Below are 12,508 nucleotides of genomic sequence, written 5' to 3'. Positions count from 1 at the left end.
GTCCGGGTCCTCGATCTCGACCGGGAACGCGTGCCCCTCGGCGGCCGGCACGTCGATGGCCGCCGGGTCCCGGTACTGCAGGTCCAGCGCGCAGGCCAGCTCCCGGGCGAGACCACGCACGGAGAACGCGTAGCCGCGGTCGGGCGTGATCGACAGCTCGATGACCGACTCATCCAGCCCGAGCAGCTCCACCGCGTCGTCGCCCGCACCGGCCTCGCCGCTGGGCAGCACCAGGATGCCGCCGTGCTCGTCGCCCAGGCCCAGCTCGCGCGGCGAGCAGATCATGCCGTCGCTGGTGTGCCCGTAGGTCTGCCGCGCGGAGATCGCGAACCCGCCGGGCAGCACCGCGCCGGGCAACGCGACGACCACCAGGTCGCCCTCGACGAAGTTGGTGGCGCCGCAGACGACCCCGCGCACCCGCGGCTCGGTGGAGCCGGCCGCGACCTGGTCGGCGTGGTCGTCGGCCTCGGCGACCTCGACCATGCAGTACCGGATCGGCTTCTTGAACTCGCCGAGCTCCTCGATCTCGGCCACCCGGCCGACCACGACCGGGCCGGTCACCTGGCCGAGCGGGGTGACCTCCTCGACCTCGATGCCGACCCGGACGAAGGCGTCGGCGAGCTGCTCCGCGGTGAACGTCTCGTCCGTCTCGAGGTGCTCGGTGAGCCAGCTGACGGGAACCCGCACTGGGTGTTCCTTTCGGTTACTGCGAACAGTCTGGGTCGGCGGCGCTCAGAACGCCTCGGTGCCGAACGGCGCGGTGAACCGGGCGTCGCCCTCCACCATGTCCCGCATGTCGGGGATGCCGTTGCGGAACTGCAGGGTCCGCTCGATGCCCATGCCGAACGCGAAGCCGGAGTAGACGTCGGGGTCGATCCCGCAGGCCCGCAGCACGTTGGGGTTGACCATGCCGCAGCCACCCCACTCGACCCAGCCGGGGCCGCCCTTCTTCTCCTCGAACCAGACGTCCGGCTCGGCGGACGGCTCGGTGAACGGGAAGTACGACGGCCGCAGCCGGATCCGTGCCTTGTCCCCGAACATCGCGCGGCCTAACGCGTCGAGCGTGCCCTTCAGGTGCGCCATGGTGAGCCCCTTGTCCACGGCCAGGCCTTCGACCTGGTGGAACACCGGGGTGTGGGTGGAGTCCAGCTCGTCGGTGCGGAACGTGCGGCCGGGGCACACCACGTACACCGGCAGATCACGCTCCAGCAGCGCCCGGATCTGCACCGGCGAGGTGTGCGTGCGCAGCACCAGGCCCGAGTCGGCGGGCGCGACGTAGAACGTGTCCTGCATCGACCGCGCCGGGTGGTCCTTCTTGAAGTTCAGCGCGTCGAAGTTGAACCACTCGGTCTCGAGCTCGGGGCCTTCGGCGATCTCGTAGCCCATGCCGACGAACACGTCGGCGATCCGCTCGGAGATGGTGGTGATCGGGTGCCGGGCGCCGCGCGGGATGCGGTCCCACGGCAGCGTGACGTCGACACCCTCCTCGCGGAGGACCCGCTCGTCACGCTCGGTGAGGAGCTCCGCGCGGCGCTCGTCGAACGCCTCGCGGACGACCTTCTGTGCCTCGTTGACCCGTTGGCCGGCCTCGGAGCGCGCCTTGGGCGGCAGGGCGCCGATCTCGCGGCGGGCGACCAGCAGCGGCGCCTTGTCCCCGAGGTGATGGGGCTTGGTCGCGGCCAGCGCATCCAGGTCAGCCGCGGCCGAGAGCTCCTTGCGCGCCTGCTCCACGGCAGCCTGCAGGGTCTCCGGCGCGAGGGCCGCGACCTGCTTGGGATCGTAGGAGTCGTTGGCTGCGGACATGTTGGGTGAACAGCTCCCGGGAACGGTGACCAGACGGGTTGCCCGGGGACGGTGCGACTGTGTTCGCCCCAAGCACTGTGATCCTAGGTGATCGGATGAATGGCCCTGCACGCAGTTTCTCGTAGCGCTCGAAATGAGCGTGGTCAGCGGCGCCGGCGGAAGGCGTGACCGAGGTCGGCGCCGACGAAAGCGGGAGCTGCGACGCCGTCGGCGGCGTAGCGGTACAGCGCGGTCTGGTAGATCACCGACAGCGCGGCCACCGTGATCGAGACCAGCAGGCCCCACACCACGGCGACGATCACGCAGGCCCACAGCGTGGCGCCAACGGCCGCGGCACCCAGCGCGACGAGCGCGAGGCACGGCAGGAACAGCAGGAAGCCGAACACCCCGATACCGGCGTTGCCCAGCACGTTCTCGCCCCAGGTGCCCCGGAACATCGCGGCCGAGCGGCGGACGGAGTCCTTCGTGCCGGTGCCCTCGAGCACCAGCACCGGCAGCACCAGGTATGTGACGAGGTTCCACGCCATGCCGACGAGCCCGATGATGATGCGGCCGAGGAAGCCCAGCCGCTCCTCGATGGCCCGCAGGATCAGCGAGACGGTGGCCGACAGCAGTGCCCACGGCAGGATCCGCAGCCACAGCCCGCCGGCCGTGCGCAGGCCGCCGGTGACGCTCGGGTCGCCGCCGGACAGCGCGAGGTTGGCCTGCGAGATCAGCGCGGCGTTGAAGAAGATCGCCACGTACGCCGAGACCAGGTAGAAGCCGACGAGAAGCAGGTAGCTGCCGGCGGTCGGCTCGTTGTCGTCGTTGAGCGTGAACACGGCCGGGGTCAGGAAGATGACCGCGACGAGCAGGCTCGCGACCCCGGCGAGCACCGGGAACACCACGAGCTCCTTGCGCGACCGCAAGACGTGCCAGGACGCCTTGAACATCCGCCAGGACGTGCCGAACCGACCCATGCGCCACCCCCATCGTCGTTGCGCGCGGCAAATGTACCGCGCACGACCTCCGCTGAGCGGCTGATTCAACCGGCGCGCTGGCGCCACGCCGTGGCGTAGAGGCAGACGGCCGCGGCGGCGGCCAGGTTCAGGCTCTCCGCCGCGCCGTAGACCGGCACCCGCAGGGCGTGGTCGAGGTTGGCGACGAGGTCGTCCGGGAGCCCGTGCGCCTCGCTGCCGAACACCCACGCGGTCGGGTCGGCGAGTGCGGCGCCGGCCGAGTGAAGGTCGTCGCTCGCGTGGCCGTCGGCCGCGACCAGGCGCAGCCGCGCGGCGTGGCACGCGTCGAGGACGTCCGGGATCGGGGCCCGGGCGATCGGGAGGTGGAACAGGCTGCCCGTCGACGCGCGGACGCACTTGCCGTTGTGCGGGTCGACAGCATGGCCGGCCAGCACGACCGCGTCGGCGCCCGCGGCGTCGGCCACCCGGATGACCGTGCCGGCGTTGCCGGGGTCGGCCACGCCCACCAGGACGGCGACCAGGCGCGGGGTCCCGGCCAGGGCCTCGGCGAGCGGCACGTCGACGACGTCGCAGACCGCGACGACGCCTTGCGGGGTGACGGTCTCGGAGAGCCCCGCGGCGGCACGCTCGGTCACCGCGGACACCGGCACGCCCGCCTCGGCGGCGAGCGCCGCGAGGTCATCGGGCAGGGAGACGGCGAAGAGCTCGTGCACCACGCCACGTCCGGCGGCGGCCCAGCGCAGGGCCTCGCGCACGGCCTGGGCGCCCTCGGCGAGGAAGCGGCCCGCCTTCTGCCGCCCGGCCCGCCGGGTCAGTGCCCTGGCAGCGGCGACCCGGGGCGTCCGTTCCGTGAAAGGACCGTCCCCGGGTCGGGTCACCCGCGTGTTCAGGAAGCCTTGCCCTGCGGGTCGGCGTTCTCCCGAGCGACGTCGACCAGCGCGGCGAACGCGTTCGGGTCGCTGACCGCGAGCTCGGCGAGGATCTTGCGGTCCACCTCGACGCCAGCGGCCTTGAGGCCCTGGATGAACCGGTTGTAGGTCATGCCGTTCTGGCGAGCCGCGGCGTTGATTCGGGTGATCCACAGCTGCCGGAAGTCACCCTTGCGGGCCCGGCGGTCCCGGTAGGCGTAGTTGAGCGAGTGGAGCATCTGCTCCTTCGCCTTGCGGTACAGCCGCGAGCGCTGACCCCGGTAGCCACTGGCCAGCTCGAGGGTCGTCCGGCGCTTCTTGTGGGCGTTGACCGCCCGCTTGACGCGTGCCACGGTTCAATCCTGTCGATCTCGTGGGCGGCAGCCAGGCCACCCGGTGGTCATGGGAACGGGGTCCGGCTCAGCGGCCGAGCAGCCGCTTCACGCGCTTGGTGTCCGCGGGGGCCAGCTCGGTGGTGCCGGACAGGCGCCGGGTCAGCGCGCTGGACTTCTTCTCCAGCCTGTGCCGCAGGCCTGCCTGCTGCCGGCGCAGCTTTCCCTTGCCGGTGATCCGGATCCGCTTCGCAGTGCCGGAGTGGGTCTTGTTCTTGGGCATGTCAATCCTCGCGCTTGTCCACCGGAACGCCGGTGTGTCGCTCCGTGTCCTTGCCGGACGCTCCGGCAGTGTTGTCCGAACCCTGTCAGTTGCTGTCGGTGCCCGCGCTCGCCTTGGGCCGCGTCTTCTGCGACTTGTGCGGGGCCAGCACCATGATCATGTTTCGGCCGTCCTGCTTGGGCGCCGCCTCGACGAAGCCGAGATCGGCGACGTCGTCGGCCAGCCGCTGCAGCAGCCGGAAGCCAAGTTCGGGCCGGGACTGCTCCCGACCGCGGAACATGATCGTCACCTTGACCTTGTTCCCGTGCTCGAGGAACCGAATGACGTGGCCCCTCTTGGTCTCGTAGTCGTGCGTGTCGATCTTCGGGCGGAGCTTCTGCTCCTTGATCACGGTGAGCTGCTGGTTTCGGCGGGACTCCCGCGCCTTCTGCGCGCTCTCGTACTTGTACTTGCCGTAGTCCATGAGCCTGCAGACCGGCGGTCGTGCTTGGGGGGCAACCTCCACGAGGTCCAGGTCCGCCTCCTGAGCCAGTCGAAGTGCGTCCTCGATGCGCACGATTCCGACCTGCTCTCCGTTCGGTCCGACCAGTCGGACCTCCGGGACTCGGATGCGGTCATTGATACGTGTCTCGGAGCTGATGGGGCCTCCTCGGGCCGATTTCAACGAGCCGTGCCCGGCTCATCCTCTGTTGTCACGACGCTTGCGACCCGAAGCCTCACACAGCACGAACCCCGCACACCTGGAGTGCACGGGGCCCGCTTCCGACCGATCCTCGACGATGCACGTCGAGACACCGCCACTGGCACCGGACGAGCCGACGCCAAGTCGCGGCGACCGGAACCCGGACACCGTCTGGAATCGGACCGGTGACTCGGGTGGGAGCGGGGCTCCACTTCGCGGCCTCGTTCGCACGAGGCTGGTCGCGTCCTACAGGTTAGCAGAACGCGTTTCTCGCCCGTTTTGTGCCGGGGCCCACTGGTAGCGGAGCTCGGGCCGCCCGACCTGACCGTACTGCGGATGCCGCACCGCCAACCCGTTGTCCGCCAAGTACTCCAGGTAACGCCGTGCGGTCACCCTGGACATGCCGAGCAGGTCGCCGGCCGCGCCCGCGGACAGGCCCTCGGCCGACTGGCGCAGCACCGCGACCACCGCGTCGAGCGTCGCACCGCTCATGCCCTTGGGCAGCGCGGTGTCGGTGCCGCGCAGGGTGGCGAACAGGTGGTCCACCTCGGTCTGGTCGGCGACGGCGGCCCCGTCCACGCCACGCCGGAACCGGGCGTAGCGCTCGAGCTTGTCGCGCAGGGTGGCGAAGGTGAACGGCTTGAGCAGGTACTGCACGACCCCGGTGGACACCGCGGCACGCACGACCACGAGATCGCGGGCGGAGGTCACCATCATCACGTCGACGAGATGCCCGGCGGCCCGAAGGTTCCGGCAGAGCTCCAGCCCGTTGCCGTCGGGCAGGTACTGGTCGAGCAGCAGCAGGTCGACGGCGGGACGCAGCGCGCGTTGCGCCTCCGCCGCCGAGTGGACCACGCCGGCGACCGTAAAGCCGGGCACCCGCTCGACGTAGAGCCGGTGCGCTTCCGCGGCGACCGGGTCGTCCTCGACCACCAGGACGTTGATCGCCGGGTTGATGGGCTCGCTCCCCTGTTGAATGGTTCGCTCCGCTCACGGTGTTGGATGGTTCGCTTCGTTCCTCCGCTACTCGCTGCCCCGCCGTCCAATGACTCGCTCCGTGCGATGCTCGGCGCTGACGCGCCTGCGCTTCTCCTACGTCCAGACAGCGAACGCTCCGTCACTCCCGCTCACGCGTCCAGACAGCGAACGCTCCCTCACTCCCGCTCACGGCCGCGCCTCCGTCATCACCCGGCCGGTCGGCAGCCGGACCGTGAACACCGCGCCGCCGGCCGGCCCGTCACCCACGTCGATCGTGCCGCGGTTGCGCCGCACCGCCTGCCACACGAGCCCGAGCCCGAGCCCGCGACCCGGGTCGGGCTTGGTCGACCAGCCGCGGTGGAACGCGTCCGGCACCGTCTCGGGGGCCAGGCCCGGCCCGGTGTCGGCGACGAGCAGGATCAGCTCCCCCGCCTCGGTCCGGGCGGTGACGTACACCCGCGGCGCGGTGGCGGCGCCCTCCAGCGCGGCCTCGATCGCGTTGTCGATGAGGTTGCCGAGGATCGTGACGACGTCGCGGGCGGTGGCCTGGTCGCCGCCGAGCACCACGTCATCGATCTCGGTCTCCGGCGTGATCACCAGCTCCGCGCCGCGCTCGTTGGCCTGGGCCGCCTTGCCGAGCAGCAGCGCGGCGAGCACCGGCTCGGTCACGGCGCCGACGACCCGGTCGGTCAGCTGCTGGGCCAGCACCAGCTCGGCGGTGGCGAACTCGACGGCCTCGGTGGTCCGGCCGAGCTCGACCAGCGACACCACGGTGTGCAGCCGGTTGGCGGCCTCGTGCGCCTGGGAGCGCAGCGACTCGGTGAACCCGCGCACCGAGGCGAGCTCGCCCGTGAGCGCCTCCAGCTCGGTGTGGTCGCGCAGGGTCACGACCGTGCCGTCGGTGTGGTCGCCGGAACGCACCGGCGCGGAGTTGACGACGAGCACCCGGCGCTCGGTCAGCTGGATCTCGTCGCGGGTGACCCGCCCCGGCGCGAGGCTCTCGATCATGGTCGCCGGCAGGCCGAGGTCGGCGACGGTCCGGCCCTCGACCTCGCCGGTGAGGTCGAGCAGCTCGCGGGCTCCGTCGTTGCACAACGTCACCCGGCCGTCCGGGTCGATCAGCAGCAGGCCCTCACGGACGGTGTGCAGGATCGCCTCGTGGTGCTCGATCCGCCGACCGAGCTCCGCAGGGCCGAGGCCGTGGGTCTGCCGCGCGAGCCTGCGGTTCACCAGCCACATGCACGCCATGCCGCCCGCGAGCACGACGAGCGCGATGATCGCCATGGGCGCGACCCGGTCGCGCACCTGACCGGCGATCGCGTCGAGGGTGATGCCGACGCTCACCAGCGCGACGATCTCGTGGCCCGCGCCGAACACCGGCACGACCGCGCGTACCGACGGGCCCAGCGTGCCGGTGTAGGTCTCGGTGAACGTCCGGCCCTTCAACGCCTCCGCGGTGTGGCCGATGAACTGCTCGCCGATCCGCGCGGGGTTCGGGTGGGTGTACCGCCTGCCGGACGGGTCCATGATCGTGATGAAGTCGACGCCGGTGTCGTGCCGGACCCGTTCCGCGAACGGCTGCAGGCGCGCGCTCGGGTCGGGCGTCCTGACGGCGTCGACGACGACCGGCGAGTCGGCGATGGTGAGGGCGACCGAGACGACCTCGTCCCGGGTGGAGTCCTCGGTGCGGTCCGCGACGTCCAGGTACGCCAGCACGGCGCCGACGATAGCGAGCAGGCCGACGACGGTCACCTGCAGCACGAGCAGCTGCCCGGCCAGGCTCCACCGTCCCAGGCGACCGCCCCGTCTCATGTGCATAGTGTGACCCGCCACACAAAGTGAGCGGCATTCGGACCAACCCTCGCGAACGAAATGAACAGAAGCGTGACGCAGGTCATAGCGCTCCTGACAATTTGACCACGTTCCGCACTGCTGTCGTCACAGCCGGCCCGCCGCCGGTGCCGAGGAGGCCCCCGTGTCCGACACCGCTACGCCGCCCACCCGTCGCCGGGATCGCACCCACGTCCTGTACATCGCGGTGATCGTGGCCGTCGCCCTGGGCATCCTGGTCGGCCTGGCCTGGCCCGAGCTCGGCAAGGAGCTGAAGCCGCTGGGCACGGGCTTCGTCAACCTCATCAAGATGATGATCAGTCCGATCATCTTCTGCACGATCGTGCTCGGGGTCGGCTCGGTCGCCAAGGCGGCCAAGGTCGGCCGGGTCGGCACGCTGGCCATCGGCTACTTCCTGGTCATGTCGACGGTCGCGTTGATCATCGGGTTGATCGTCGGCAACATCCTGCATCCCGGCGACGGGCTGCAGCTCACCGAGACCGTCCGTGGCGAGGGCCAGGAGCAGGTCGCGGAGAGCGTGAGCACCGTCGACTTCCTGCTCGGCATCATCCCCACCACGCTGGTTTCCGCCTTCACCGAGGGCTCCGTGCTGCAGACGCTGCTCATCGCGGTGCTCACCGGGTTCGCGCTGCAGGCGTTGCGGAGCAAGGGCGAACCGATCCTGCGAGGCATCGGGCACATCCAGCGACTGGTGTTCCGCATCCTCGCGATGATCATGTGGATGGCCCCGATCGGCGCGTTCGGCGCCATCGCGGCGGTGGTCGGCGAGACCGGGGTCGACGCGTTGAAGAGCCTCGCCGTGCTCATGGCCGGTTTCTACATCACGTGTCTGCTGTTCGTGTTCGGCGTGCTCAGCGTGCTGCTGTGGACGATCGCGCGGATGAACATCCTGTCGCTGTTCCGCTATCTCGGCCGGGAGTTCCTGCTGATCCTGTCGACGTCGTCGTCCGAGGTGGCCCTGCCACGGCTGATCGCGAAGATGGAGCACCTCGGGGTGAGCAAGCCGGTCGTCGGCATCACCGTGCCGACCGGCTACTCGTTCAACCTCGACGGCACGGCCATCTACCTCACGATGGCGACGCTGTTCATCGCCGAGGCCATGAACGCGCCGCTGACCTTCGGCGAGCAGATCTCGCTGCTGGTGTTCATGATCATCGCGTCGAAGGGCGCGGCCGGGGTCACCGGCGCGGGTCTCGCCACGCTCGCCGGCGGGCTGTCCACGCACCGGCCGGAGCTGGTCGACGGGGTCGGGTTGATCGTCGGCATCGACCGGTTCATGTCCGAGGCGCGGGCGCTCACGAACTTCGCCGGCAACTCGGTCGCCACCGTGCTGGTGGGGACGTGGACCAAGGAGTTCGACCGCGACCAGGCCGACCGCGTGCTGTCCGGCCAGGACCCGTTCGACGAGGCCACCATGCTCGACGACCACCGCGTCGGGCCGGAACCGGCGGCCGACCGCGACGGCGACGCGGCCGACGCGCGGTCCCCCGCCGAGATCGAGGACTCGACCAAGCGGTCGTAGAGGTGGGTCAGGTCCGGGTGCGGCGGCGGTGGCCGTGCCCGGGGTGCCAGGACTCGATGACGAGATGGTCGGCCGGGTCGCCGAGGTAGGTCAGGGCGACCTCGGTGATGTCGATCCGGAAGAAGCCGGCACCCACGTGCGGGGAGTCCGGTGGTGCCGGGACCTCGACGAGCCGGCCGGCCATCTTCGCGTCGCCCGCCCAGGCGCCGTCCTCGGGCGGCTCGATCGTCGGGCTGTGCACGGCGATCCGGTTGTCCCGCCGGACATCGCGCAGCTTCAGCGAGCCGCCCATCATGCCGAGCGTCACGTCGGTGTCGGTGAACTCGAGCTCGGAGGCGCTGATCCGCGGGGACCCGTCCGCGCGCAACGTGGCGATGGTCTTGTTCGTGCCGGACCCGAACACCCCCCGCACGCGCTCGGCGAACTCCGGTGCGTCCTTCTCGATCTCCTGCCAGGTGGCCATCGTGCTCCCTTTCCGAACGATGGTTCGGATACTACGCCGAGTTTCCGATCCATGGTTCAATAACTCGGTGGGCCGCCCGCGCAAGATCTCCGACGACGAGCTGATGGCCGCGTGCGGCCGCGCGATCGGCCGGTACGGCCCGGGTTTCACCCTGGCCCAGGTCGCGGCCGAGGCGGGAATCGCGGTCGGCACGGTCTCCGGCCGGTTCGGCTCGAAGCACGGTCTGCTGCTGGCGATGATGACCGAGGCGGCCGCCGGGGTGGAGGAGCGCATGCGGGCGGCGGCCGCTCGCCACCGGGACCCGACCGACGCGATCCTGGCCGCGGTCCTGGTCACCGCGGAGGGCGTGGCCGACCCGCGGACCACGACCAACCACCTGGCGCAGCTGGGGATCGACATGAGCGACCCGGCCCTGCGCGACGGCCTCGGCGAGCTGCGGGCGAAGGTCCGCGAGGTCCTCCGGTCCCTGCTGGCGTCCGCCGCGTTCGCCGGCGCTCCTCCACCGGCCCGCGCCGCGCGCGTCATCGCCGCCCTCGCGCACGGCGCCCAGCTCGACTGGGCGCTCGCACCGACCGGGAAGCTGACGGACCGCCTACGCGCCGACGTCCGGGCGGTGCTCAGCTCCTGGCACCAGGTATCCGCGCAGCCCTCGCTGTCCCCGGCGCATCATCAGCGCGTGGTTGACCTGGAAGAGTGGCCGCGCGACCGGCGCGAACGTCCGTAGCAGTGGTTTGTTGACCACGACCCGCTGGTCGATCGCCAACCGCGCTCCGGCCGCGTGCCGCCCGACGACCGCGACGGTGTAGCCCTCGAGGTCCCCGGTCAGGTCCACCCGCAGGCGCCCGGCGCCCGCGTCCTGCTCGGCCCGGTGCACCCGGAAGGTGAGCGCGTAGGGCAGCGTCGACCGGCAGACGAGCTCGGCGGTGTCGTCGTCGACCTGCCGGACGGATCGGACGTCCGGCCACCACAGGGGCCAGTTGAGCAGGTCGACGAGCGCGTCGAAGACCCGCGAGGTGGCGACCGAGACCGACCAGACGTCGCGGAACCGGTAGTCGTTGAGCGACACACATCGAGTATGCCGACGTTAGAGTGCTGATCATGGCTAAGTGGACGGCGGCGGACATCCCTGACCAGACCGGCCGCACGGCGGTCGTGACGGGCGCCAACAGCGGGCTCGGCCTGGTCACCGCACGCGCGCTGGCCAAGGCTGGCGGGCGGGTGATCCTGGCCTGCCGGGACATCGAGAAGGGCAGGCGGGCCGCGGCGACCATGCCGGGCACGGTCGAGGTCCGCGCTCTGGACCTGGCGAACCTGGCGTCGATCCGCACCTTCGCCGAGAGCGTGACGGAGGACGTCGACCTGCTGATCAACAACGCCGGCGTGATGGCCGTCCCCCACCGCCGCACGGCCGACGGCTTCGAGATGCAGTTCGGCACCAACCATCTGGGCCACTTCGCGTTGACGGGCCTGCTGCTGCCGAAGCTGAAGGACCGCGTGGTGACGCTGTCGAGCAGCGTGCACGGGGTCGGGCGCATCAACCTGGACGACCTCAACCGGGAGAGCCGCGGGTACATGCGCTGGCCGGCCTACGCCCAGTCGAAGCTGGCGAACCTGCTGTTCACGTTCGAGCTGACGAACCGCCTGAAGGCCGCGGGCTCGAAGCTGACGGCGTACTCAGCCCACCCCGGCTACGCCTCGACGAACCTCCAGTCCCACACGGAAACGTTCATGGACAACATCATGTCCCTGGGCAACCGCCTGATAGCCCAGAGCGCCGCAATGGGCGCGTTGCCAACGTTGTACGCGGCGACCGCGGACATCGAACCCGGCAGCTTCGCCGGCCCAGGCGGCTTCATGGGCCAACGCGGCTACCCAAAGGTGGTCGGCAGCGTCCGAGCCGCGCGAGACCCCAAGGTGGCAAAGGCGTTGTGGGACAAGTCCGAGGAGCGGACCCACGTGTCCTACCGCCTCAACGCATGACCGACCGCGCGAGGCACGAGTGAGTGAGCAGCGCAGGAGGGAAGACACCGGAAACAGGCCCACGAACCAGCGAGCGGAGCGAGCCAAACATCACAGTACGTGGCGAAGGAACTGGCCGGTGTAGCTCTCCTCGATGTCCGCGATGTCCTCGGGGGTGCCCTCGGCGATGATGAGTCCGCCACCCGAGCCGCCCTCCGGCCCCATGTCGACGATCCAGTCGGACGTCTTGATCACGTCCAGGTTGTGCTCGATGACGATGACGGTGTTGCCCTTGTCCACCAACCCGTTGATGACGCCGATCAGCTTCCGGATGTCCTCGAAGTGCAAGCCGGTGGTCGGCTCGTCGAGCACGTAGACCGTCTTCCCGGTCGAGCGCTTCTGCAGCTCGCTCGCCAGCTTCACGCGCTGCGCCTCGCCGCCGGACAGGGTCGGCGCCGGCTGCCCGAGCCGGACGTAGCCCAGGCCGACGTCGACCAGGGTCCTGAGGTGCCGGTGGATCGCGCGGATCGGCTCGAAGAACTGCTCGGCCTCCTCGATCGGCATGTCCAGCACCTCGGACACGGTCTTGCCCTTGTAGTGCACCTCCAACGTCTCCCGGTTGTACCGCGCGCCCTTGCACACCTCGCACGGCACATACACGTCCGGCAGGAAGTTCATCTCGATCTTGATGGTGCCGTCGCCCGCGCACGCCTCGCACCGGCCGCCCTTGACGTTGAACGAGAACCGGCCCGGCTGGTAGCCGCGGAC

At 70.5% G+C, this 12,508-nt stretch carries 12 protein-coding genes and 3 pseudogenes; 3 read left to right on the top strand and 12 right to left on the bottom strand.

All coding sequences use genetic code 11. The features are described from left to right. The 9 genes and pseudogenes from GEV28_RS39255 to GEV28_RS39215 form a co-directional block, all read right to left on the bottom strand. A pseudogene (locus GEV28_RS39255) lies at positions 1–687 on the bottom strand (phenylalanine--tRNA ligase subunit beta); the annotation flags it as partial. Between the two features lie 45 nt (positions 688–732). Further along, positions 733–1,803, bottom strand: coding sequence for a phenylalanine--tRNA ligase subunit alpha (gene pheS / locus GEV28_RS39250; protein ID WP_291418935.1), 1,071 nt, complete (start codon positions 1,801–1,803; stop codon positions 733–735). Positions 1,804–1,946: 143 nt separating this feature from the next. Next, positions 1,947–2,762: a DUF6159 family protein gene (locus tag GEV28_RS39245; RefSeq protein WP_291418933.1), complete on the bottom strand. Its 816-nt coding sequence runs from the start codon at positions 2,760–2,762 to the stop codon at positions 1,947–1,949. A gap of 65 nt (positions 2,763–2,827) precedes the next feature. Then, complete coding sequence (locus GEV28_RS39240; protein WP_291418937.1) at positions 2,828–3,652, bottom strand: RNA methyltransferase; 825 nt, start codon at positions 3,650–3,652, stop codon at positions 2,828–2,830. Next, positions 3,649–4,023, bottom strand: coding sequence for a 50S ribosomal protein L20 (gene rplT, locus GEV28_RS39235; RefSeq protein ID WP_291418931.1), 375 nt, complete (start codon positions 4,021–4,023; stop codon positions 3,649–3,651). Before rplT ends, GEV28_RS39240 begins: the two co-directional genes overlap by 4 nt. Positions 4,024–4,090: 67 nt before the next feature. Beyond that, complete coding sequence (gene rpmI, locus GEV28_RS39230; RefSeq protein ID WP_291418929.1) at positions 4,091–4,285, bottom strand: 50S ribosomal protein L35; 195 nt, start codon at positions 4,283–4,285, stop codon at positions 4,091–4,093. Between the two features lie 85 nt (positions 4,286–4,370). Next, positions 4,371–4,949, bottom strand: a complete 579-nt coding sequence (gene infC / locus GEV28_RS39225; protein WP_291418927.1) for a translation initiation factor IF-3 — start codon at positions 4,947–4,949, stop codon at positions 4,371–4,373. A gap of 264 nt (positions 4,950–5,213) precedes the next feature. After that, entirely contained in the window at positions 5,214–5,900 is a 687-nt protein-coding gene (locus GEV28_RS39220; RefSeq protein ID WP_291418924.1) for a response regulator, read from the bottom strand. A gap of 231 nt (positions 5,901–6,131) precedes the next feature. Further along, the gene (locus GEV28_RS39215; protein ID WP_291418921.1) at positions 6,132–7,757 is read right to left on the bottom strand and encodes a sensor histidine kinase; all 1,626 of its coding nucleotides are present in this window, start codon (positions 7,755–7,757) and stop codon (positions 6,132–6,134) included. Between the two features lie 163 nt (positions 7,758–7,920). Between GEV28_RS39215 and GEV28_RS39210 the strand changes: the two genes are divergently transcribed. Further along, positions 7,921–9,318 carry a cation:dicarboxylase symporter family transporter gene (locus GEV28_RS39210; RefSeq protein ID WP_291418919.1) on the top strand — a complete coding sequence of 466 codons (1,398 nt, stop codon included), beginning with the start codon at positions 7,921–7,923 and terminating at the stop codon, positions 9,316–9,318. Positions 9,319–9,325: 7 nt separating this feature from the next. Here GEV28_RS39210 and GEV28_RS39205 read toward each other — a convergent pair whose 3' ends face one another. Beyond that, positions 9,326–9,781 (bottom strand): pyridoxamine 5-phosphate oxidase, encoded by a 456-nt coding sequence (locus GEV28_RS39205; protein ID WP_291418917.1) that lies wholly within the window; start codon positions 9,779–9,781, stop codon positions 9,326–9,328. On the opposite strand from GEV28_RS39205, the pseudogene GEV28_RS42870 reads away from it, so the two are divergent. Further along, positions 9,693–10,007 (top strand): annotated as a pseudogene (locus GEV28_RS42870) (TetR/AcrR family transcriptional regulator); the annotation flags it as partial. The gene GEV28_RS39205 and the pseudogene GEV28_RS42870 sit on opposite strands and share 89 nt — an antisense overlap. Positions 10,008–10,373: 366 nt before the next feature. Here GEV28_RS42870 and GEV28_RS39195 read toward each other — a convergent pair. Continuing rightward, on the bottom strand, positions 10,374–10,847 hold the full coding sequence (locus tag GEV28_RS39195; RefSeq protein WP_291418915.1) for a polyketide cyclase: 474 nt from the start codon (positions 10,845–10,847) through the stop codon (positions 10,374–10,376). 32 nt (positions 10,848–10,879) lie between these two features. Here GEV28_RS39195 and GEV28_RS39190 point away from each other — a divergent pair, with 32 nt between their 5' ends. Continuing rightward, positions 10,880–11,761: an oxidoreductase gene (locus GEV28_RS39190; protein ID WP_291418913.1), complete on the top strand. Its 882-nt coding sequence runs from the start codon at positions 10,880–10,882 to the stop codon at positions 11,759–11,761. A gap of 90 nt (positions 11,762–11,851) precedes the next feature. Here the strand turns inward: GEV28_RS39190 and GEV28_RS39185 are convergent. Further along, positions 11,852–12,508, bottom strand: a pseudogene (locus tag GEV28_RS39185) (excinuclease ABC subunit A); the annotation flags it as partial.

The organism is Actinophytocola sp. (assembly GCF_009379765.1).
Taxonomy (GTDB): domain Bacteria; phylum Actinomycetota; class Actinomycetes; order Mycobacteriales; family Pseudonocardiaceae; genus Actinophytocola.
Note: the sequence above shows the minus strand (reverse complement) of the source record. Positions and strands in the feature narration are given on the sequence as shown.

Excerpts from the sequence above, each read along its gene's own strand:
- pheS (WP_291418935.1), bottom strand. The coding sequence starts at position 1,803 with ATGTCCGCAGCCAACGACTCCTACGATCCCAAGCAGGTCGCGGCCCTC.
- GEV28_RS39245 (WP_291418933.1), bottom strand. The coding sequence starts at position 2,762 with ATGGGTCGGTTCGGCACGTCCTGGCGGATGTTCAAGGCGTCCTGGCAC.
- rpmI (WP_291418929.1), bottom strand. The coding sequence starts at position 4,285 with ATGCCCAAGAACAAGACCCACTCCGGCACTGCGAAGCGGATCCGGATC.
- GEV28_RS39215 (WP_291418921.1), bottom strand. The coding sequence starts at position 7,757 with ATGAGACGGGGCGGTCGCCTGGGACGGTGGAGCCTGGCCGGGCAGCTG.
- GEV28_RS39205 (WP_291418917.1), bottom strand. The coding sequence starts at position 9,781 with ATGGCCACCTGGCAGGAGATCGAGAAGGACGCACCGGAGTTCGCCGAG.
- GEV28_RS39190 (WP_291418913.1), top strand. The coding sequence starts at position 10,880 with ATGGCTAAGTGGACGGCGGCGGACATCCCTGACCAGACCGGCCGCACG.